The organism is Enterococcus sp. AZ196, assembly GCF_050498845.1.
Lineage (GTDB): Bacteria > Bacillota > Bacilli > Lactobacillales > Enterococcaceae > Enterococcus_A > Enterococcus_A murrayae.
In genome coordinates, this window is the sequence record NZ_JBIPAM010000002.1 from 1,326,761 (window position 1) to 1,347,631 (window position 20,871).

Below are 20,871 nucleotides of genomic sequence, written 5' to 3' on the forward strand. Positions count from 1 at the left end.
TTATGGTATCGATACCATATTTTAATTTTAAAAAAATCTGCTAAGCAGATTTTCGTATAATCAATTTTAGTACCAAATCAGATTTATCCAGCTGATACTTTTCTCCCTCCATATGTGCCATTAGTAAATTACTCGATTCTCGACCTAAAGCTTCAACTGGCTGTGCAATTGTCGTTAAAGGCACCGCCAACATCTCAGTAAAAGGCTGATTATCAAATCCCATAATTGCCAGATCTTCTGGTACCCTTTTCCCGACCTCTAAATATCTTGCTAGAATGCCGCTGGCTACTTCATCGCTGCTGGTGAATACTGCATCGGGGCGATCATCTTCTGTTAACGCTAGTAATTTATCTGCTACCTTTTTGCCATCTTCGACTGTATGCACCTGTTTAAATATCCAGTCAATTTTCATTGGCAAGTTGGACTCCCTCAACGCTCGTTCAAATCCTTCGGTACGAGAATTTCCGTGTCCTCCACGTGTCAATGTTCCCCCTGTACAATAAGCAATTTTTTTATGTCCTTTGTTGATCAAATAGCTCGTTGCATCAAAGCTGGCTGCTTCCTGATTCGTAAAAACCTGTGGCAGAGTGGTATCCGGGATCTGTTCGTTACATAAGACAATCGGGCCATATTCCCGATAGGCTTCAATGTTTTTCGAATCTCCCTCAATCGAACACATAATCAATCCGGCAATTACTTGCTGCTTTAGCATCTCAAGCATATTCGTCTCTGCTTTCTTGTCATCATAAGTTTGCATCACTAAAACGTTGTAGCCATGAGCTCGTGCATTTTTTTCGATTGAATCTACTAGATGGGAAAAGAATGGGTTGACAATTCGAGAAACTAAAATCCCAATCATTGTCCCCTTTTTGGAGCGTAACTGAGTAGCCACAGAGCTTGGAGTATAATCCAATTCTGCCATAGCATCTTGGATTCGTTTTCGTTTGTCTTCAGAAATATACGGATGGTTATTTAAGTACCTAGAAACTGTCGAAACAGAAAGACCTGCCTTTTTTGCTACATCTTTGATAGTTGCCAATACATCACCGCCTTATGGTATCGATTTCATAAATATAGTACGACGTCTTGATATTTTTGTCAACAAGAATTTTAAAAGTTATGAACGAAAAATTTCTACATTCTCATTTATGTCATCAAAAAAGGACAAAAGAACCGCTGATCTGAGGGATCAGCGGTTCTGTGCTATTTGTTCAGCTAATTCTTTTAGAAAGGGCTCGTAATTAACTGTTGAGAAATCAGATACATCAAATTCTGTTAAATGGCCTAATTGAAATTGGTTGTATCCTCGTGCGTCGATAATTTCACGAAAGGCTTCCTTTGTAATCAGATTATCCGCCTGTGTTCGATCAATCAGTGTATCGCCAAAATGATAATGAGTCATAATGTGGCTCAGGTGGCGATCAGGTTCAACATCTCTGGCCTTTCTACGATGCCAAAGAACGTCAAAATCTGCGACTAAACGAATCGTGATTGGTTCGTAGTGATAGCGTTCGGCTAAATTTTTTAATTTAGTTTTTTGTTTATCACTAAAAGGATATTCGGAAACTACGATGCGCTTCCCTGCTTCCATATATAAAGATAGAGCATTGTAATAGAACGTCCAAACTTTGCTCTCTAACTCATTCTTCTCCGTTAGATTGTCAAAGCCGATCTGATCAGCCAGGATTTCCTTCCCCTCATCCGGCGTGATCAGGAAGAAATCTCCTAGAACACGCCGCATTTCATTGATCAGATAAGACTTTCCCGTTGCCGGACTGCCTGCGATCAAAATCAAATACTTTTTCATCTTACTTTTGCATCGCTAAAGGGCTGTCCACGTTCATAAACAGACTGATTTTATGTTTAACGATTTCTTTGACCGCCTGATTAGCTGGTATGACATTATGACGAAGCGATTTATTTACTTCTGTTTCTCCGAATGACTCCTTCGCCACTTTGGTCCAATTCACTAATAATTCGGTTCCAACGTTAAATTTGCGGATGCCATTGTTGATCAATTCTGGATAATCCTCCTCCTTCACACCAGTACCGCCATGAATGACTAATGGTACATCTACCACTGCATGAATTTCCTTTAATAATGGAATGTTTACTTCTGTTTTGGATTTGAATTGTCCGTGATTCGTTCCAATTGCGATGGCAAGAGCATCAATCGCTGTCTGTTTTACAAACTCTACCGCATCAGCAGGTTTTGTATAAACCTTGTCGTTTTCTGCTACAGAAATTCCTTCTTCTGTACCGCCGATCGTCCCTAGTTCGCCTTCAACAGAAACCCCTTTGGCATGAGCATATTCAACGACTGCTTTCGTTTTGGCGATGTTTTCTTTGAAGGGTAAATGTGAACCGTCATACATCACGCTGGAATAGCCTGCATCAATCGCTGCCTTGATCTCATTAAAGTCTCTGGCATGGTCTAAATGCAATGCCACATCTACCATTTCCGTATTCGCTATCTCCTTTACCACTGCGACCATCACATCGTAGCCAATATATTTAGCAGTATCGATACTCGTTTGAATAATGATCGGAGAACCCATTTCCTTTGCTGCACGAATCATTTCCGGCAGCATTTCCAAATTGTGCGTATTAAACGCCCCAATCGTCATGTTCAAATCTTCTGCTATTTGCGTTACTTCTTTTAATGTTTTATACATTTATCCAATACCTTCTTTTCTTTTGATTAATTACCCGCTGATCGTCACTTTTTTGGCAATTTGACGCATTTCGTCCATTTTGCCCATATACTTTTCGATACCCGCATCATCGCCATTGCGAGCAGCCTCCGCACGTTTCCCATTGTAAAGGCTCATTAATTTCTTGTAGCCATCACCGATCGTCAGTTTGTAGTCTAAGCTTTTTTCAAAACTTTCGATGGCAGAATCAATCTGCTCCAGCTTGGCCTGGTTCAAGCCAAGCGTTTCATACAGACTGGCTAATTCACTTTTTTCAATTGGATTCGCCTGTTCAGCTTCAGCAGCTTTGACCACTAATTCCTGCTGCTCTTTTACTAAAGCTTCCTTTTCTTCAGCCGACAGCTCAATTTTTTCTACTGATTTTTCTGTTTTGTTCTTTTTCTTAAAAAAACCAAACATGTTGAAACCTCCTAATTTTAGAACATTTTCAAGATTGGACTAAGAATCCAAGCATATAACAAGGCTGCTGTAACAGTATCTACGTCAGTTGCCGTGGCATTGATAAAGCCCATTTGATTGAAGATCGTTACTAAAAGCGCTGGCAATAAGGTGATAAAGAAGCCGTGGGCGATCCCGCCAATGATGGCTCCTCTTCTTCCCCCAGTCGCGTTTCCGAAAATCCCTGCTGTTCCTCCCGCAAAGAAATTTGTCAGCATACCTGGTAAAATCATCGCTAATCCAAAAGTCGGCAGGACAAACATGGCGATGATCGTACCGATCGTCGTTGTAATGAATCCTAGAATTACGGCATTTGGTGAATATGGGAAAAATACAGGGCAGTCCAATGCAGGAATCGCATTTGGTACAAGCTTCATGGCGATTCCGCGGAATGCCGGTACGATTTCACCTAGCAACAGACGTACACCTGATAACAGCACATAAACGCCGACAACAAATTGAATGGCCTGTAAGAAAGCAAACATCAGATAGTGTTGCGCTCCGTGATCACCGACGCCTTGACCAGCAAAGGCCGCAGTGATGATATATAACGGAACCATCACGACCATGACTGACAAATACGTGTCCTGTAAAAACTCAAAGGATTTTGGCAAATTGATGTCTTCGATTGATTTTTTGTTCTCCCCGCGTTCACCAAAGATGTATGCAACACCTGCTTCAAACATATAACCAATCGTACAGAAGTGTCCTAAAGCGATATCGTCGGATCCGGTAATTTTTCGAATAATCGGTTGAGCGATCGCCGGCATCGCAACAGCAAAAATCGCTCCAACGATACTTCCAACAACGATCAGCACTAGTCCTCTTAATCCAGAAAAATAACCAAAAACAGTCGTCATCGTTGCCATCCAAAGAATCGCTTGACCCGTTAAGAAAATGTATTTCCATTTCGTAAAACGAGCAATCAGAATATTAACAATAAAAATACCTAGAAAAGTCAGTGCGATGTCACGGCCTAAGCCCAACTCATTCATCGCTTGTCCGTTGATTGCTTCGATTGAAGGAATGATCCCCTGCATGTGGAAACCAGCAGTAAAGATCTCGCCAAAATAAGTCAAGCTGCCGACAATAATGCTGGAACCGGCACTCAATACTTGAAAGCCAAGTAAGGTTTTCAGCGTGCCTGATATAACTTGTCCAGCTGATTTTTTCTGCAAGCATAGCCCTAGCATCGCGATCAAAGCGATCGTGATCGACGCCTGTGTCAAAATATTCTCGATGATGAAATTAACAATTCCCATTTGTTTCGCTCCTTATTCATATTAGAGTATTCATTTTTCAAAATTCGAAAAATGAGTCTGATTTTCATGCCGTATACCATTCCACTAGGTGCACTGTTCTAGTGGGTTAATTCTTGCGTTTTATCTCTTTTCATTGTGATAACTGCGAAGAGTGGAACTGGCATCCTTATTCATATTTAAGTATTCATTTTTCAAAATTCGAAAAATGAGTCTGATTTTCATGCCGTATACCATTCCACTAGGTGCTCTGTTCTAGTGGGTTAATTCTTGCGTTTTATCTCTTTTCATTGTGATAACTGCGAAGAGTGGAACTGACATCCTTATTCATATTAGTGTATTCATTTTTCAAAATTCGAAAAATGAGTTTGATTTTCATGCCGTATACCATTCCACTAGATGCTCTGTTTTAGTGGGATACTTTTTTGTGTTTTGTTTCGCTCCCCTTTGCTAACTGTGAAAAGTGGAACTGGCATCCTTATTCATATTAGTGTATTCATTTTTCACAAACCGAAAAATGAGTTTGATTTTCATGCTGACATACCATTTCTACATAATGCACTCAGACAAAGGCTAACTCCTATTTTAGAAATCATTTTTCGAAAACATGAAAAATGAGTCTGATTGTCGTTGCGCATACCATTTTACTAACTTGCTGAAGCAAGAAGTAAAACTGGCAAACTGGCATCCTTATTGTTTTTTACAACGCACCTTTTGACTCTAAGATTGGTAAAAGCTTTTCTTCGATTTCTGGTTTTGAGACGATATTTTTTAAATAAACGATGGCTGTTTTCTCTTCATCAATCGAAAATTTTTCAAACTGCGACTTGAAATTTTGTGCTGTGATAATAATGTCAGATTGTGACGATGCCGCTGTAGAAATATCTACATGATCCAATTTTGCATCAACGCCATGTGCATTCAGCACGTCCTCCGCTGCCATTTGAGCAGCGAAACTGCTTCCTAGCCCTGCCCCGCATACGAATAAAATTGATACCTGTTTTCCCATCTTTTTTCTCTCCATTTCTGTTTTATATTTATAGTAAAAACATAATTCCCTAACTAAATAAGATTTCCTTGAACCTTTCGATATCTGTTTCTCGACTCAAACGATCTACCTTGGCTTCATCATTGATCAATTCGATCAGGCTTCTCATAATATTTAAGTGAGAATAGGCATCGATGGCTGCTAAGCAAAAAATAATTTTCACCGGATCGTTCTCTTCGTTGCCAAATTCGATAGGCTCGTTGATCGTTGCCACGCTGATCCCTAGCTGATTGACGCCATCCTCAGGACGCGCATGCGCCAATGCGATGTATTTGCCGATCACGATATAAGGACCATATTCTTTTACCGAGTTGATCATGGCGGTCACATACCGAGGCTCGATCACCTGTTCATTTACTAATGGTTCGGAAACCCTGCGAATCGATTCCTCCCAAGTGTTTACCTTCTCATTCAATAAAATATTGCTGTCCTTTAGTACGTCTTCTAACATCGGCTGAATCTCCTTCTTGTTTATCGTTAATTGATTTTTGTCAAAAAGCGTTTCCAATTCTTTATAAATATCTCCTGACACCTCGCCGCCGCTTTTTTCAATGGTATCGATCAGCGCGTAGAACAATTGTGTGGAATCCTCGTTATTGACTAGACGCTTGAGCTTCTGATTCTCATTCAAAAAGCTGGTGATTCTTTTTTTACTTTCCTCCTTGATGATCGGCTCCAGCTCCAACACAGGCTTTTGCAGGTAATCAATCGCTACTGTACTGAATATCAAATCCACATCTAGCTTTTCGATCAAGTCCACTTCTCGTGAGCTCAGTACAGCCAGAACCTCAATATTAAAGAGCTCCTTCAGGTTTTCCGACAGCAGCTTGCCGGTCGCAACTCCGTGGTTGCAAATGACTACCGCTTTATAGATGTAATGAAGATCCTGATTAATCGCACTGACAGAGGTGGAAAAATGAATCGTGAGAAAAGCAATCTCATCTTCTGTTATTTGCTTGCCGGTCACCTGCTCGATCGAGGGGGTGAATTGATGAATGGCGGAATAAATATTGCCATAATTCTTTTTGATATTTTCCTTCAATGGATTGACGATTTGAATATCACTCTTCACTCGATTGATCAGACCAACGAGATGCTTGTACAGACCTTCTTGCAGCATCTCCTCTTTTCTCGAAAAGGGAATCTTCGTTTTTGCTTCAACAAACTGCATCAGTTGTATCGAAAGAAGCTGTGCCTGAACCCATTCGATCGAATTATTCATATCTCTTGAGTTAAAGGTATTCAACATGAAAACAATGTATTTGATTTCGACTTCTGGTGGTGAGAGTTGAAATGCCTCACAGATCGCTGTCACAAAATCACGAATGTCGCTTTGAGGGGTATCCGCAGCCTCCCAAGCCGAGCTGGCAATCAAATCTTCTCGCAGATACCGGCTCAGCCATACTGCTGTGAATACCAGCAGCTGATTTCGATAAATTGCGTCCTCCATTGAAGCCATCGACTCAACGTAGAGCTGATCTAGTTTTTTTAATAAATGCTGTGGAATATAATGGTTTAAAATCGTCCGATTGATGGAATATTCCTGCTCACCTTGAGGCGCAATCACGCCTACTGAATTGTTGATGATGTCATAGATCATCGTTCGAATCGATCGTTCCGCCCCCTGCAGGATGATTCCCTGCTTTGGCACACTTAAAACCTCAATGCCATATTCGGTTAAAATATTTCTGACGCGACGCATATCCTCATCCAGTGAGCTTTTAGAGATTTGGTATTCTTCCTCCTTTTGATAAAGAAAGGTCGCCTTTTTTCCTAGCGAAAAGGAAAGAATCAAATCAAAAATTCGGCTTTCACGATCCAAGTAGCGTTCATCATTGACTAAATCGATCTGTTTTAACAAGGCCTTCTTTTCTTCTGAGCTCAGGATTAATTGATAGCCCCTTTTTCGAAGATTTTTGATTTCTGGAATCTTTTCGGCAGCTAAAAATTGATTGATTTCCCGTAATTCATTTCGAATCGTTCGCGCACTGGTATGAAATTCTTCCTCCAGTTTGGCAAGTGTGACTGGATAATCAGAAGTTATAAAAATCCGCAATATTTTTACTGTTCGATCTTTCATCTATATCTTCCTCTCGTCTAAGGTGAGTATATAACCCTTTATTTTTCTTGATAAGTAGAGATTCTTGCAATCTTTTTTGGCAACAATGTAAGCGCAGCCTAAAATCGTTCCGTTTATCCAATTATTCCACCTCTCTAATTCCTGTTATTTTAATTGATCTTCAAGCCCGATCGAATAGTCATTTTCGAAAGGAAAAACGAAAGAAAAACGATCCCTGCTATTATTTAGCGAAACAAAAAACTCCCACAAAAGTGGAAGTTTTTTGTTCTTAGTGATTCGTTTATTATAGACGAATTAGCCAGAAAAATTGTGATAAATCAAAAATGGAACATTTGATTTTTTTTAGTTGCCTATTTTTTTCATTGTTCATCCGTTACAATAAAGATAGCTGATTAGTATGCTTAATGAAATCAGGAAATGGGGCAATAAAAATGAAAAAAGATGATGGGAGTTCGCTGGCGATTGGATTGTCCTTAGGGTTGGTTTTTGGCCTTCTTATGGACAACTTGGCCATCGGCTTGGCGATCGGGGTCGCTCTAGGGGCCTCTGGCACTTTTGCTAGAAGGAAAAATCAGAAATAATACTCGTCCCATACAATATTGGACGCATGGAGCCTCCTCGTTTATACTTTTAGGTAGAATGGAGGGTGTTTTTTATGATGCGTAGATTACGAAACTCTTTCTTAGTCACACTGGTTTATCTGCTTATTTCCAATATAGGAAATCTAACTTTCGGTATCAGCCCGAGATACAGTTGGACGACGACCCTTTGGGAGGCGCTATTTTTCTTTATTTTTGTTTTTTTGATCCAACAATTTCGCAAAAAATAAGCCTGATCAGCCCACTCAAATAAGGAGGTTTTTCCATGGAGTCAAATTTATCCGAAGATATCAAAATCTACCAGCAGGCCATTTACACGGACAGTCCTGTTTGTCGTGCGTACGCGGGTCTTTTGAAATTTATCCGGAGTGTCCGAACGGATTTCTTTATAAACTCAACGGATTATAAGGTCGGAAATCTTTCGGACGGCTATTTGGATTATACCTACTTTCCCTTCTTTGATCAGCAGCTGAGGAATGATGGGCTGCGCTTTGGGATCGTTTTGAATCATCAAGACATGCGATTTGAACTTTGGCTGATGGCTCAAAATGCCGACCTGCAAATCGATTACTGGAATAAGCTGAAGCATTTAAAATGGAATGTAGATAAGGCTGCGATGCCAAAATATACTGTTCTGGATACGGTCATCGTAGAGCAGCCTGATTTTTCCGATTTGGAGAAACTAAAAAAGCACATCATCGAAGGAAGCTTGAAAGAAGCGGCAGAAATACGACATTATTTATAATAAGCAAGCAGGGAGAGTCGAAATCTTAGTACTCTCCCTGCTTTTAAGTGTAGAAAAACTAATGAATTCTGTTCAATGCCTTCACTACCATTTTCGAAAACTCTTTCGAATGATCGATGAATGGCAAATGACCAGTACCTTCCATTGTGATAAAGTCTTTGTGAGGTGCTGAAATTCTTTGATAGTAATCCATAGTCCGATGCTGAACATCCATTTCATTTCAATTACCCAAACCTCGGCTGGCTGCTCAATTGCAAACAGGATTGTTCTTGCTGCATCCTCAGGTGAAATAACGATCTTTCTACTCTTGATTTCTCTTCGTTCTTCTTTTTTCTTTGTAGAAAAGATGATTCATACGACTCACCAGGAGGGGCTTTTTCTCCATAATGGTCAAAATGACAGCCAGCGCAATCATCAGAGCTCCTTCCCCAACAAACAATCCAGCGCCTGTTAATACTGGCAACAATCCTTGAAGCAGCGCAATGGAAATTGGCGCAAAGGCCGAACCAATATTGAAGGTGATCAGCAAAATCGACGTGTTTCGTTCTGCATTTTCCGCCTGCTGATTTATCTCGTTAAAGATATATGGAATGAATGTTCTAAAGCCAAATCCGCATAGAGCTGCTGACAGGGCGGCCATCACTAAATTTGTAGAAAATGCTAATAAAATCAGCGAAAAGCCCAAAAGCAGATAAGCCGCTGGCAAGGTCCATTCTTTTAGAATTGAAACGATTCTTCCAAAAAGAATCCCTGCCAGCATTGCCCCAAGACCTACTATTGCGAGATAGTTACTGCCGTCTGTCGCATTTCCAATCCCCTTAGTTACAAAGAAGGCAGTCACCTTTACCGCGATAGACATGTAAACAGTCACTGTAATCAGCAGAAAAATCAAATATCGGACAAATTGCGGCGTAAGCGGCCGTTTTCTTTTGTCTTGATGCTTTTCAATCGCGGCTGTTTCTGTTTCAGGAACAAAAAAGGAAAAAACGAGCAGAATTGGAATGGCAAGAAAATAGGTGAAAAAGGAAACCCGCCAGCTCACTAGTAATAATTGACCGACAGTGAAGGTGAAAAGCATCCCTCCGATTCCTTCGAATGCACTCTGCAGGCCAATCACTGAAGCTAACTCCCTCCCCTTAAAAAAGGTGGCGGCTAATGAATACAGCAATGGATTAAACAATCCGACTCCTATGCCAAAAAGCAGTCTGCTTAAGAAGAGTGAGAAGAACGAGCTGGTTGCTGCAGGCATTGCTCCGGAAATAATGACCAGCAGAATTCCTAATTGGACCGTTCTTTTTTTACCGATGACCTGTGCGATTTTAGGACTGATCAGCACGGTTGTGATAATGAAAAACGACGGAATCGTCGTTAATAACTCAATATATGTTGCGTTGATGTCGGGGTAAGCTTGGGCGATAGCCGGGATATTTCCAGCTATCGCACCTCCTGTTACCACCAATAATGAAACCGACAATAAAGCAGACTTAGCTACTCGGTTCATAAATATAACCAAACCATTGGACGGTCGCCATCAGCGATCTGTCCACTCAAAGGGCTCTTCATTAATACAAACTTCCTCCTGTTGTCTACATCCTTAGTCAAAAATTTCCTTCGCCATTGAAAAAGCACTCCAAGCTTTTGGCCAACCAGCATAAAAGGCTAAATGGGTGATCAACGCGCTGATTTCTTCTTTTGTCACGCCATTTTCTTTGGCGATTTTCAAATGTGCTTCAAGCTGCGGTGCCCCCATTGCTAAAAGGGCAGAGCAGGTAATCATGCTGCGATCGTGAGCAGAAAGCTCCTCCTCTTTTGCCCAAACCTCGCCAAATAATACATCGTCATTTAATGCGGCAAATTGCGGTGCAAATTCTCCTAATTGTTCTCTTCCAGCTGTTTGTTTTTTCATGATTTATTCTCTCCTTATTGTTCTAATTTGTTGTACCATTCGTCACTTACTGGTTCCAGCCATTCGGGTGTGCCTGCTGTAATGGCTACATGTTCAAACCAGCTGTCTTTGGTGGCTCCGTGCCAATGCTTCACGCCATCATGGGTTACGATCACGTCTCCGGCTTTCAAGAGTTGTGCTGCTTTTCCTTCCTCCTGATACCAGCCTTCTCCTCCAGTTACTAGTAATAATTGATACCCATCATGATGGATGTGCCAATTGTTGCGGCAGCCAGGTTCAAAGGTGACATTGCCAACACCGACATTGACCGCTGGATCAGCAACTAATGTCTCTAAATAGCTTTGTCCGATAAAATATTGTGCATAGGCATCATTTTTTTCTCCGATTGGAAAAATCACACCATTTTTTACTTCTTCATGTTTTGCCATTATAAGTTCCTCCTGATAATTGTTTTTATTTTGAATAGGATAGCAGCCAATTTTTCACTGCGGTATCCGCACGACTGGTCTTTGAGCCGCGAACGGCTAATCCCGTCTTGATCTCGGCTCCTGCACAAGCCGCCTGCAAGTCTTGGATACTTGAACCAAAGGCACTGCCTTCGTGAGTAATGAAAGGATAGATTGTTTTATTCTGCCAATTGTGTTCTGCTAAAAAAGTCGCGATGATCCGCGGATAGGTTCCCCACCAATTTGGGTAGCCAAGAAAAATCGTATCCACCTGTTCAAGGTCAACAGACAGCTTTTCATAGGCTACCTGCGCGGAAGTTTTTTTCTCCTCCTCAGCCTTTTGCACGGCCTCATCATAATTGTCTGAATATGGCGTTAACGGTAATAATTCATACATAGGAATCGTTAACTGCTGACTGATTTTTTCTCCCAAAATCGCGGTGTTTCCAACTGAGACCATTTGCCTTTTTCCATCAATGTAGTTTTCTCCAGCTCTGGAAAAAAGAACAACTACTGCGGTCATTCTGCTCCCTCCTCTTTTCTTATTATTCTGCGGCTCTTTCCTTTTACAAAAAAGAGTCGTATCCTGAACAACTTCAGAATACGACTCTTTATCAACTATGTCTAATGCCTATATAGTCATACTACTATAGCCTGAAGGCATGATTGAACCGATTGATTAGCTCTTGAACCGCCGGTGTTTGAACCCGCTTTTTCCAAACTAAAACACAGTTGGTTTTAATCGCCGGCTTCAACGGAATAAACACTGTCTCTTCCAATTTGCGATCCGAAATCGCTCCTTCGATCGCTAACGCAGCACCAACCTTATGATCTACCAGCGGCAGCACATTGAAAATTAAATTGTAATTGCCGACGATATTCAACTGGTCAAAGGGAACTCCCGACCATTCAGCCAATAAGCTTTGAACCTCTGCACGACCTGAGCACAGGATCGGCAACCCGCGAATATCCTCTGGCTGGATATATTCATTATTGGCGATGAACAATTCTTTGGAGATCAGAAATCCCCATTTTTCCTCCCGCGGCAGGGTCAACGCTTCGACTTCCTTCAATGAAACAGGCTCGATCAATACTGCAAGGTCCAATATGCCCTTTTCTAAACGGTCCGAAATATCGTCACTTGTGCCGGTAACTAAATTGAATCTGATCTGAGGATAATCACTGATCAGCTCCTCTAAAAGCATGGCGACCGTATCTGAATTGTCTGCTTCCACACAGCCAATCGAGATCGTACCGCTTAATTCCTCATTTCGCTGCGCTGAAAAGGCCTGCTCCAGCTTTTTATCCAATACTAAGATTTCTTCGGCACGTTCCTTTAAAAAATAGCCATCCTGAGTCAAGCTTAGGCGATTTTTTTCCCGATGAAAAAGCGGTCTGCCGATACTTTCCTCAAGCTCCTTGATTTGTCGGCTCAAGGTAGGCTGAGTAATATTCAAGATACGGGCTGCCCGTGAAATATTTCCCTCTTGAGCAACTGCCCAAAAATAGCGTAAAAGTCTGATCTCCATAACATTGCCTCTTTGCTTTTTCTTTTACTATAGCAGATTATTCCCGCAAACTAAAAAGCTGCGTCATTTGAACGCAGCGCTTTTTATAAATTCTTCAATTAATTCAGCTTAGCCAAAATATGCGCGATCCCGCCCTCATCATGAGTCAATGTGATCTCGTCCGCTGCAGCCTTCAATTCATCTTTGGCATTTCCCATGGCGATACCGACTCCGACAGCTTCAAACATGACCAAATCATTGTTCCCATCACCAAAGGCCAGACAATCCTCTTTGCTGCGCTGGATCTTTTCTAGTACCATTTCAATAGCAGTCTTCTTATTGATATTTTTCAGACCAATCTCGCCGCTGTCTGGTCCAAATGCCGGAACGGTACTTCTCAACATATGAAAGTCTCCGTCATACTCCTCATGGATAACCTCATAAGGAACCGAATGATTAATAAAGGAAAGCTTATTCACGTCTTCATAGTCGATTAAACTCGAATCCTCGATTAGAAGGTCCAAAAACCACTGGATCGCAGCGATTTTTTTCTGTCCTTCCTCCGATTCCTCAGCACTATCGCCTAAACTAAGCTGAATCAGACGCTCTCTTAGCTTGGCGCTCGCAAACAGCCCTTGATTTGATTCAAGATAGTATTCAATCTGATGCCCCTCTAGAAAACGAATCATCTTCTTTAATTCCGCAGAATCAAACACATGATGAAAAATCACTTCGCCATCGATCTCACAGTAGCCGCCGCCAGCACCGATGATTCCGCTGATCGGCAACGCAAGGACTTCGTCAGAAATCTCTGCTTTAGAACGCCCTGTACATAAATAAAAACGGTGTCCTCTTTCATATGCATGAATGATCGCTTCTTTGGCACTGTCTGGAACAAGCCCAGCATCATTACACAACGTACCATCAATATCTAAAAAAATTATTTTTCCCATTATTTCCCTCACATTCTCATGAATTGCTCAAATAAACCTGCATTTCTAACTAGATTACTATTCTTGCAGATACTTTTCAATTCACTTTTAGAATATAAGAAAATTGTTTCGATGAATCGCCTTTTTTAACCGCCTCATTTATCGATTTTAGATGGTCCTCAATTAAATCCTCGGGCGATTTCAACCCAACCGAACTGCGGCAGCAGCTAGCGTGTGTAATGTATTTTCGAAAAATACTTAACAAAACGAAAGCCAAACGGTCCCTTTTCTTTAAATTTCGAAAGTTTAGGAGCGATTGGCTTTCTATTCATTCTGTTTCACTAAAGGACTGCTGAGGGGATTTGATTTCTTACGGCTTCTCCATTTGTCGCAATCACTTGTTTGTACCAATCAAAGGATTTTTTCTTTGTCCGTCTTAACGTACCATTGCCCTGGTCATCACGATCGACATACACAAAGCCGTACCGTTTGCTCATTTGACCAGTACTTGCTGCAATCAGATCAATACAGCCCCAGGTAGTATAGCCAAGAAGCTCTACACCATCAATTTCCACTGCATCCATGAAGGCTTGAACATGCTTTTCCAGATAGTCGATCCGATAGTCATCCTCGACATAGCCATTTTCATCAGGAACATCCACCGCTCCTAACCCATTTTCTACGATAAACAAGGGCTTTTGATAACGATCATACAGCTGGTTCAAGGAATTTCGCAAGCCCAGCGGATCGATCTGCCAGCCCCATTCAGTTGATGGCAAATGCTCATTTTTGATTGAGGCAAAAAGATTTCCGGTGGCCTGCTCATAGTCCTCTGGATGCGCACTGACGGTTCGTGAACAATAATAAGAAAATGTCACGAAATCGACCGGCGATGCGGCCAATATCTCTTTGTCTTCAGGCGCCATTTGAATGGACAAGCCTTCTCGTTCAAATTTTTTCAGCGCATAATTAGGATAGTTGCCTCTTGCCTGGACATCAATGAAAAAATAGCCTTCACGATCGCGCTTGATCGCTTCTTGATAATCCTCCGGCCGGCAGGTGTAGGGATAATGACTGCCGCCAGCCAGCATACAGCCGACTTTATTCTCAGGATCGACCTCATGAGCAATTTTCGTAGTTAATGCACTGGCGACCAGTTGATGATGCGCCGCCTGATACTTGATCGCTTCTTTGTTTTCGCCTTCCTTAAAGACGATGCCGCCGCCAACAAAGGGCTGGTGAAGCAAAATATTGATTTCATTGATCGTCAGCCAATAATGCACCAGACCTTTGTATCGGGTGATGACTGTTTCAGCGTAGCGGGTGTAAAAATCGACCATTTTACGGCTTCTCCAGCCGCCATACTCCTTGATCAAATGAATGGGGATATCAAAGTGCGTGATCGTAACAAGTGGTTCGATCCCATATTTTTTTAGTTCATTAAAAATGTCTTCATAAAATTTCAAGCCGGCTTCGTTCGGTGTCTCGTCATCTCCGTTAGGGAAAATACGTGACCAGGAAAGCGACATCCGATACACCTTAAAGCCCATCTCAGCGAAAAGCCGAATATCTTCCATATAATGATGGTACATATCGATCGCTTCTTTAGCAGGATAGTAATACCCTTCTTTCCAATCGAGCATTTCCAGTTCGCCGGCCGCTACCTTCTTTCGATCTTCTCCGTACGGTAATACATCGATATTGGCCAATTGCCGGCCGCCTTCAAGTACGCCGCCCTCTGTTTGATTGGCAGCGGTCGCTCCGCCCCATAAAAAGTTTTTATCTAAAGCCATTCTGATTCTCCTTCTCGTTTCTGCCAGCGTTCGTTGTCCAGCGCTAAACTCTCACAGCCAAAATATCTTGATTACAGTCCGTTTGCCCGATCGTGATCGTTTCGATCGCGGAGTACTGAGGCGTATTGGTCACAACAACTGGAACCTGCGTATCGTATCCTGCTGCCTGAAGCTGCTCTAGCTCAAAGGTCAAGATCGGCTGTCCCTTTTTGACTTTCTCGTTCGCTTCCACCAATACGTCAAAATATTTCCCCTTCAGTTCGACAGTGTTCAATCCAACATGAATCAGAATTTCTACCCCAGTCTCTGAAACTAGCCCAATCGCATGCTTTGTCGGGAAGACAGCAGCTATTTCTCCATCAAACGGAGCGACTACCTTTCCTTCGACTGGCTCGATCGCAAAGCCTTTACCCAGTGCTTCAGAAGCAAACGCCTCATCGTGAACCTCATTCAGTGGAAGGACTTGTCCTCTAATCGGACTGATCATCAGCGTATCCTCCAAAATAACTTCTTTCATTTCTGGAATTTCTAATTCGTTCTCTTCCTTTTCAAATTTAAAGCTCAAAAAGTAAGTCAAAATTGCGGTCGATACGGCAGATATGATCAATGCGATCACGATATTCCAGAAAAAGCGCATCGTGTCATCACCGATGTATAGCAAAATCGCAGGTAACCCGGATGAGCCTGTAGCAAAGCGATGAGTATTGGTCAAACCAGCGTATAAGCCGCCTAACCCACCACCGATCATTGCGGAAATCAACGGGTATTTTTTAGGCAAGTTCACGCCATAAAGGGTCGGCTCTGTAATCCCCATATAAGCAGTGATTGAACCAGAGGTCGCCAGCTGGCGTAATTTTTTATCCTTTGTTCTAAAGGCCACAACTGCCGAAGCGGTCGCCTGTGCGATATTTGAGCAGACACAGCCCGGGCCAAAAATACTATCGTAGCCTAGCTCCGCCATCTGCATCACCCCAAGAGGAGCGACTCCATTGTGAAGGCCGAACATGACCATGATCGGTAAAAAGCCGCCGATCAAAACAGCTGGTACCCAGCTGGCATTGACGCTTAGGAAGGTAAAGAAGCTCGCTAAATACCCGCCAAGTATACTGCCTAAAGGTCCTAATACAGAAAATGCTAATGTTCCCATGACTAAAAAAGTCAGCATCGGTACGAAAACAAGCTCCACCGATTTAGGGATCACACGATTCAAAAATTTCTCTACGTAGGATTGGACAAAAATCACCAGTAAAATCGGAATGACGGAGCCAGTATACGTAGCGAGTGTGAATGGAATAATTTCAAAAAAGCTGACTGGATCTCCTGCGGTTACTAGCGCTCCCCAGTTAGGATGCAGCATCATCGCAGCGACAGAGGCTGCTAAAATTGGGTTGCAGCGAAGCTTCTGCGCCTCGGTAAATGCCAGAATAATCGGTAAGAAGAAGAAAACACCATCGGCAAACATGTTCAACAGGTAATAGGTTTGCGACTCAGGCGAGATCACCTGGAAGACAATCAGTAAAGCGAGGACCGCTTTTACCATCCCTGCGCCAGACAAAGCCGGAATAACTGGTTGAAACGTTCCAGCGACAAACTCAATAATAGCCGTCAAAATCCCTTTCTTCTCTGTTTGAACTTCTTTTGTCGGATCAAGATCAATGATTTTTTCAATTTCTTCAAAAACATCTTTTACGTGGGTTCCGATCACGATCTGATGGACACCCGCGTTAAAAATATATTTTTCTACTCCATCTAACCCTTCTAAACCCTCGGTATCGATTTTAGACTCATCGATCACTTTAAATCGAAGACGTGTCTGACAATGGTAGCCTTCAGTTATATTCTCTTTGCCACCAAACTTTTCTACAATATCATGAGCTAAACCTTCATATTTCTTACTCATGGGACTCTCCTTTCAGCGGAACAAGATGATTTTTTTGATCTAACCGGTTAATCAAGTCTTGCTTGTAATTGAACTCTACCATGCTTAGATAGCGTTTCCAATAGTTTGTCCATACCTTAAAACGTATTCCACTTTTTCTAAACGAGGAGGTCAATTTCTTGAAATACGTTTCATTTTTTCGTCCTCGGCCCCTGCCTGCTAGTTTAAGCTGCCGCCAAAAAGTCTTTTAAAAAATATCGTACAAAACGAAAACCGAACAGTCATTTACTATCGTATGTGATAATAAATGACCGTTCGGCCTTCTTTAGAAGTGCTCCGATAAGTCCTTCGAGTCAGATTGTCTCTTTGTTTCTAAAACCTTTGAATTTGCGATTTTATTGTCCATATTCACTTGATAATTTAGTGCAAAGACCTTTGAAAACAGCGCGTCTAATAAGAATAGGATGGATTCCTGTGTCGCGAAGTTTGCAATCTTTGAATACAGCCGCTCTTTGCTGGAAATATTCAGCACCACATCGGAATAGTCTCTAAGATAATTCTTTCCCCCGCTGGTGATACTGATGATCGGTACACCCGAACGTTTTAGTTTCTTGACATTGCTAGTAGGATTTTCATCGGGATTATTTCCTGAATAGGAGATGATGATGGCACAATCCCGATTCGTCAACGCACTAGAAATCAAGCCGTTTTCTCCAGCCTTTGATAGAAAAGCCCTTTTCTGGATCGTCAGCAGGTTTCGCTTAAACAGCTCGCCGTAATAAGAATTCGGGCTAGTCCCATAAATGACGATATTTTCGGCTTTTTGAATCAGCTCTGCCGCATGATTCAAATCCTCCGCCGCGATATGAGAAACAGTGTCCTTTATGCTTTGCATTTTTAGCGTTACGAGATGTTCAATGATCTGCAGCGAATCATCTTCAGCAGAAAAGGGGAAATTGGGATCGACAGCTTCATAGGCATTCTCATCATAGTAAGCGACCTCATGAGTAAAGGCATACATGAACTCCTTCCAACCAGAATAATCAAAATACTTGGCAAAACGAACCAGCGTTGGTTTTGAAGTGAAGGTTCTTTTAGCGATCTCATCCATACTTAGCTCCTGCAGCTGGTCACGATTTTCAAGAATGAACTCTCCAATTGTCCGCCTCGCATCATTTTGCTTGAATGCAGCTTCCTCAATTCTTTGAAACAAATACATGGCTCATCCCCCCTTCCTTAGACCTTTTCAGCAGCCGTTTTATTAGCACCGGAAACTAGCTGCTGCTCACACTCTTCAATCATCTGATCATAATTGTCCAGCTTCGTTTCCAAGCGAGCGACTGTTTGGTTGATCAGCTGCTGCGTTTCCAGCAGCTTCTGGTATTCCTCCAGCAGAATCGCTTTTCGTTCCATTAAAGTGGCGGTTCCCTGCTGATACAGCTCTGAATAGCGAGCGAGGGAATCAATCGAAAGTCCCGAATCCCGCATGCATTTAATGAACTCGACCCAATTTAAATCCTCCTCTTGAAAATCCCTCACGCCAGAGGCATTCCGGGTGATCGGCGGAATCAATCCCTGCTTTTCATAATAGCGAATCGTTGCCGGAGTCATTTCAAATTTTGTTGCCACCTCTGAGATATTCACGCGTGTCACTCCTTTATTGTCTAGCTATGTATAAACTCGTTCTTTTCAATTTTATCAGGCTTCCAGCTAAAATCAAAGCGCTGGTTAAGAGGCCAATTGAAAAAAGAGACAAAGCGCCTGCTGGCTTTGCCTCTCATCCTCTGGCGCTCAATCCAATTGAGCCAACCATTCCTCGACTAGCTCCGCGGTATGCTGTTTGTTCGAAGAGTTGATCCCCAGCCCTTTACCTAGCGTTGAGCCATCAAGCAGCTTGCTGTAATGCTTCATCGATTCATTGATTGAGCTGCTGCCGCTCGTGAAGAAGGGATACACCCTCTTACCTGCCAAATCATTCTCACGCAGCCACTGTTCGACTGGCAGCGCAGGTTCGCCAAACCAAATCGGTGCTCCCAGATAAATGACATCATAATCGGCTAAAGTGATTTCCTTCGAAACAATGGCAGGCAGCTCGTTTCTTTCTCTTTGGGCTTGAACGATATCCAGCACCTCATCATACTCCTCTGGATAGGGCTCCTGTGTTTCGATCCTCAAGCTCGCCCCCTCCACCTGCTTCTGAATTTCTTCTGCAACAGCCCGCGTATTTTCGGTCAAGGAATAATAGACAACAATCGATTTTCCCCCGTCCTTCTTCGACTTTTTCACTTTAGCGGGTGTGCTTGAACGATCCGCTTCACCCAGACTGGCATCCTCATTTTTTACATTGTTTGAGCCGCATGCGCCTAAAAAGAACGTAACGGCGGCTAACCAAAACAGCTTTTTCACACTTCTCACCTCCATATTAGTTAGTTCCAGCATACAGGCTGAAGTGGACTTTAAGTCAAGAGGAAAAAAACTGCCGCCAACAAAAGGCTGCAGTTTTTTGAGCTATTTCTAATTGTGTCCGACTACTTTGTGGGGAATGTAAGGCTCTTCCAAATAGTGAACATCCTCTTTGGTTAATTTGAAATCAACGGCACCAACGGCTGTTTCGATGTGGCTCATTTTTGTAGCGCCGACAACCGGAGCAACCACTGGATCCTTTTGCAGGAGCCAGCCTAGTGCGATATTTACGCGATTCGTCTCATATTTATCCGCCAGCTCCGCTACACGATCAATGATCAGCTGGTCTTTATCAGCCGTTTCGTCATATTTCGATTTTTGAGCGCTATCTGTCGTGCTGCGCTTGGTTTCTTCTGAGCGATCACGAATCAGTCGGCCAGACGCCATTGGACTATAGGGCGTCAACGCAATCTTTTCCGAACGGCAGTAAGGAATCATTTCGCGTTCCTCTTCACGATAAATCAGATTCAAATGGTTTTGCATCGAAACGAACTTGGTCCAGCCATTTTTTTCAGCAATGGAATTCGCCTGTTGAAATTGATAGGCGAACATCGCCGAAGCGCCAATATAACGAGCCTTTCCAGCCTTCACAACATCGTGCAGAGCCTCCATCGTTTCTTCGATCGGCGTATCATAATCCCAACGATGAATAATATATAGATCCACATAATCCGTCTGCAGGCGTTGCAGGCTTTGATCGATCTGCGATAGGATCGCTTTTCTCGATAAGCCTTGACCATTCGGACCGTCGAACATTTTTTGATGAACCTTCGTTGCCAAAACGATCTCGTCGCGCTTCGCGTAATCCTTCAACGCTTTTCCCAGAATCTCTTCACTGCGTCCTAAAGAATAAACATTGGCCGTATCAAAAAAATTAATCCCTAATTCCAAGGCCTTCTTGATCAATGGGCGGCTGTCCTCTTCCTCCAAGACCCATTTGTGGATCCAGTTTTTAGGATCGCCAAAGCTCATGGAGCCTAGGCAGATTCTTGAGACATCTAGTCCAGTGTTTCCTAATTTTGCATATTCCATCTACTTCACACCTTCCTTAATGACTCCTA

The 20,871-nt window shown here is 42.5% G+C and carries 22 protein-coding genes; 3 read left to right on the top strand and 19 right to left on the bottom strand.

What is annotated here, in order from left to right; translation table 11 throughout:
• Positions 1–40: 40 nt before the first annotated feature.
• From IGI67_RS24025 to IGI67_RS24055, 7 genes are all read right to left on the bottom strand, one after another.
• Positions 41–1,039, bottom strand: coding sequence for a LacI family DNA-binding transcriptional regulator (locus IGI67_RS24025; RefSeq protein ID WP_429959615.1), 999 nt, complete (start codon positions 1,037–1,039; stop codon positions 41–43).
• 150 nt (positions 1,040–1,189) lie between these two features.
• The gene (locus tag IGI67_RS24030; RefSeq protein WP_429959616.1) at positions 1,190–1,807 is read right to left on the bottom strand and encodes an AAA family ATPase; all 618 of its coding nucleotides are present in this window, start codon (positions 1,805–1,807) and stop codon (positions 1,190–1,192) included.
• Between the two features lies 1 nt (position 1,808).
• Positions 1,809–2,675, bottom strand: a complete 867-nt coding sequence (locus tag IGI67_RS24035; protein ID WP_429959617.1) for a class II fructose-bisphosphate aldolase — start codon at positions 2,673–2,675, stop codon at positions 1,809–1,811.
• 30 nt (positions 2,676–2,705) lie between these two features.
• On the bottom strand, positions 2,706–3,113 hold the full coding sequence (locus tag IGI67_RS24040; RefSeq protein WP_429959618.1) for a tetratricopeptide repeat protein: 408 nt from the start codon (positions 3,111–3,113) through the stop codon (positions 2,706–2,708).
• A gap of 17 nt (positions 3,114–3,130) precedes the next feature.
• Positions 3,131–4,414: a PTS sugar transporter subunit IIC gene (locus tag IGI67_RS24045; protein ID WP_207108066.1), complete on the bottom strand. Its 1,284-nt coding sequence runs from the start codon at positions 4,412–4,414 to the stop codon at positions 3,131–3,133.
• Positions 4,415–5,111: 697 nt separating this feature from the next.
• A complete protein-coding gene (locus tag IGI67_RS24050) occupies positions 5,112–5,420 on the bottom strand; it encodes a PTS sugar transporter subunit IIB (protein WP_207108065.1) in 309 nt (102 codons plus the stop codon).
• A gap of 49 nt (positions 5,421–5,469) precedes the next feature.
• A complete protein-coding gene (locus IGI67_RS24055; RefSeq protein WP_429959619.1) occupies positions 5,470–7,539 on the bottom strand; it encodes a BglG family transcription antiterminator in 2,070 nt (689 codons plus the stop codon).
• Between the two features lie 431 nt (positions 7,540–7,970).
• Here IGI67_RS24055 and IGI67_RS24060 point away from each other — a divergent pair, with 431 nt between their 5' ends.
• The 3 genes from IGI67_RS24060 to IGI67_RS24070 all read left to right on the top strand — a co-directional run bounded on the left by IGI67_RS24060 (position 7,971) and on the right by IGI67_RS24070 (position 8,883).
• Positions 7,971–8,120 carry a hypothetical protein gene (locus IGI67_RS24060; protein WP_207108063.1) on the top strand — a complete coding sequence of 50 codons (150 nt, stop codon included), beginning with the start codon at positions 7,971–7,973 and terminating at the stop codon, positions 8,118–8,120.
• Positions 8,121–8,194: 74 nt separating this feature from the next.
• The gene (locus tag IGI67_RS24065; RefSeq protein WP_207108062.1) at positions 8,195–8,368 is read left to right on the top strand and encodes a hypothetical protein; all 174 of its coding nucleotides are present in this window, start codon (positions 8,195–8,197) and stop codon (positions 8,366–8,368) included.
• A 35-nt stretch (positions 8,369–8,403) separates the two neighbouring features.
• Complete coding sequence (locus IGI67_RS24070; protein ID WP_429959620.1) at positions 8,404–8,883, top strand: DUF7000 family protein; 480 nt, start codon at positions 8,404–8,406, stop codon at positions 8,881–8,883.
• Positions 8,884–9,184: 301 nt separating this feature from the next.
• Here the strand turns inward: IGI67_RS24070 and IGI67_RS24075 are convergent, their stop codons facing one another.
• The 12 genes from IGI67_RS24075 to IGI67_RS24130 form a co-directional block, all read right to left on the bottom strand.
• Positions 9,185–10,384, bottom strand: a complete 1,200-nt coding sequence (locus tag IGI67_RS24075) for an MFS transporter (RefSeq protein ID WP_429959621.1) — start codon at positions 10,382–10,384, stop codon at positions 9,185–9,187.
• A gap of 93 nt (positions 10,385–10,477) precedes the next feature.
• Positions 10,478–10,789 carry a carboxymuconolactone decarboxylase family protein gene (locus IGI67_RS24080; protein ID WP_207108059.1) on the bottom strand — a complete coding sequence of 104 codons (312 nt, stop codon included), beginning with the start codon at positions 10,787–10,789 and terminating at the stop codon, positions 10,478–10,480.
• Between the two features lie 14 nt (positions 10,790–10,803).
• Positions 10,804–11,217, bottom strand: coding sequence for a cupin domain-containing protein (locus tag IGI67_RS24085; RefSeq protein WP_429959622.1), 414 nt, complete (start codon positions 11,215–11,217; stop codon positions 10,804–10,806).
• 25 nt (positions 11,218–11,242) lie between these two features.
• On the bottom strand, positions 11,243–11,758 hold the full coding sequence (locus IGI67_RS24090; RefSeq protein ID WP_429959623.1) for a flavodoxin: 516 nt from the start codon (positions 11,756–11,758) through the stop codon (positions 11,243–11,245).
• Between the two features lie 124 nt (positions 11,759–11,882).
• Positions 11,883–12,764, bottom strand: coding sequence for a LysR family transcriptional regulator (locus IGI67_RS24095; protein WP_207108056.1), 882 nt, complete (start codon positions 12,762–12,764; stop codon positions 11,883–11,885).
• A 98-nt stretch (positions 12,765–12,862) separates the two neighbouring features.
• Positions 12,863–13,696: a Cof-type HAD-IIB family hydrolase gene (locus IGI67_RS24100; protein ID WP_429959624.1), complete on the bottom strand. Its 834-nt coding sequence runs from the start codon at positions 13,694–13,696 to the stop codon at positions 12,863–12,865.
• Between the two features lie 320 nt (positions 13,697–14,016).
• Positions 14,017–15,468: a 6-phospho-beta-glucosidase gene (locus tag IGI67_RS24105; protein WP_429959625.1), complete on the bottom strand. Its 1,452-nt coding sequence runs from the start codon at positions 15,466–15,468 to the stop codon at positions 14,017–14,019.
• 43 nt (positions 15,469–15,511) lie between these two features.
• On the bottom strand, positions 15,512–17,368 hold the full coding sequence (locus IGI67_RS24110; RefSeq protein ID WP_429959626.1) for a beta-glucoside-specific PTS transporter subunit IIABC: 1,857 nt from the start codon (positions 17,366–17,368) through the stop codon (positions 15,512–15,514).
• 304 nt (positions 17,369–17,672) lie between these two features.
• Positions 17,673–18,566, bottom strand: coding sequence for a MurR/RpiR family transcriptional regulator (locus IGI67_RS24115; protein ID WP_429959627.1), 894 nt, complete (start codon positions 18,564–18,566; stop codon positions 17,673–17,675).
• 17 nt (positions 18,567–18,583) lie between these two features.
• Positions 18,584–18,991: a MerR family transcriptional regulator gene (locus tag IGI67_RS24120; protein WP_429959628.1), complete on the bottom strand. Its 408-nt coding sequence runs from the start codon at positions 18,989–18,991 to the stop codon at positions 18,584–18,586.
• Positions 18,992–19,138: 147 nt separating this feature from the next.
• Positions 19,139–19,753: a flavodoxin family protein gene (locus IGI67_RS24125; protein ID WP_429959629.1), complete on the bottom strand. Its 615-nt coding sequence runs from the start codon at positions 19,751–19,753 to the stop codon at positions 19,139–19,141.
• Between the two features lie 108 nt (positions 19,754–19,861).
• Positions 19,862–20,842 carry an aldo/keto reductase gene (locus IGI67_RS24130; RefSeq protein ID WP_207108049.1) on the bottom strand — a complete coding sequence of 327 codons (981 nt, stop codon included), beginning with the start codon at positions 20,840–20,842 and terminating at the stop codon, positions 19,862–19,864.
• Positions 20,843–20,871: the final 29 nt, after the last annotated feature.

Excerpts from the sequence above, each read along its gene's own strand:
- IGI67_RS24030 (WP_429959616.1), bottom strand. The coding sequence starts at position 1,807 with ATGAAAAAGTATTTGATTTTGATCGCAGGCAGTCCGGCAACGGGAAAG.
- IGI67_RS24035 (WP_429959617.1), bottom strand. The coding sequence starts at position 2,675 with ATGTATAAAACATTAAAAGAAGTAACGCAAATAGCAGAAGATTTGAAC.
- IGI67_RS24040 (WP_429959618.1), bottom strand. The coding sequence starts at position 3,113 with ATGTTTGGTTTTTTTAAGAAAAAGAACAAAACAGAAAAATCAGTAGAA.
- IGI67_RS24045 (WP_207108066.1), bottom strand. The coding sequence starts at position 4,414 with ATGGGAATTGTTAATTTCATCATCGAGAATATTTTGACACAGGCGTCG.
- IGI67_RS24050 (WP_207108065.1), bottom strand. The coding sequence starts at position 5,420 with ATGGGAAAACAGGTATCAATTTTATTCGTATGCGGGGCAGGGCTAGGA.
- IGI67_RS24055 (WP_429959619.1), bottom strand. The coding sequence starts at position 7,539 with ATGAAAGATCGAACAGTAAAAATATTGCGGATTTTTATAACTTCTGAT.
- IGI67_RS24060 (WP_207108063.1), top strand. The coding sequence starts at position 7,971 with ATGAAAAAAGATGATGGGAGTTCGCTGGCGATTGGATTGTCCTTAGGG.
- IGI67_RS24065 (WP_207108062.1), top strand. The coding sequence starts at position 8,195 with ATGATGCGTAGATTACGAAACTCTTTCTTAGTCACACTGGTTTATCTG.
- IGI67_RS24070 (WP_429959620.1), top strand. The coding sequence starts at position 8,404 with ATGGAGTCAAATTTATCCGAAGATATCAAAATCTACCAGCAGGCCATT.
- IGI67_RS24075 (WP_429959621.1), bottom strand. The coding sequence starts at position 10,384 with ATGAACCGAGTAGCTAAGTCTGCTTTATTGTCGGTTTCATTATTGGTG.
- IGI67_RS24080 (WP_207108059.1), bottom strand. The coding sequence starts at position 10,789 with ATGAAAAAACAAACAGCTGGAAGAGAACAATTAGGAGAATTTGCACCG.
- IGI67_RS24085 (WP_429959622.1), bottom strand. The coding sequence starts at position 11,217 with ATGGCAAAACATGAAGAAGTAAAAAATGGTGTGATTTTTCCAATCGGA.
- IGI67_RS24090 (WP_429959623.1), bottom strand. The coding sequence starts at position 11,758 with ATGACCGCAGTAGTTGTTCTTTTTTCCAGAGCTGGAGAAAACTACATT.
- IGI67_RS24095 (WP_207108056.1), bottom strand. The coding sequence starts at position 12,764 with ATGGAGATCAGACTTTTACGCTATTTTTGGGCAGTTGCTCAAGAGGGA.
- IGI67_RS24100 (WP_429959624.1), bottom strand. The coding sequence starts at position 13,696 with ATGGGAAAAATAATTTTTTTAGATATTGATGGTACGTTGTGTAATGAT.
- IGI67_RS24105 (WP_429959625.1), bottom strand. The coding sequence starts at position 15,468 with ATGGCTTTAGATAAAAACTTTTTATGGGGCGGAGCGACCGCTGCCAAT.
- IGI67_RS24110 (WP_429959626.1), bottom strand. The coding sequence starts at position 17,368 with ATGAGTAAGAAATATGAAGGTTTAGCTCATGATATTGTAGAAAAGTTT.
- IGI67_RS24115 (WP_429959627.1), bottom strand. The coding sequence starts at position 18,566 with ATGTATTTGTTTCAAAGAATTGAGGAAGCTGCATTCAAGCAAAATGAT.
- IGI67_RS24130 (WP_207108049.1), bottom strand. The coding sequence starts at position 20,842 with ATGGAATATGCAAAATTAGGAAACACTGGACTAGATGTCTCAAGAATC.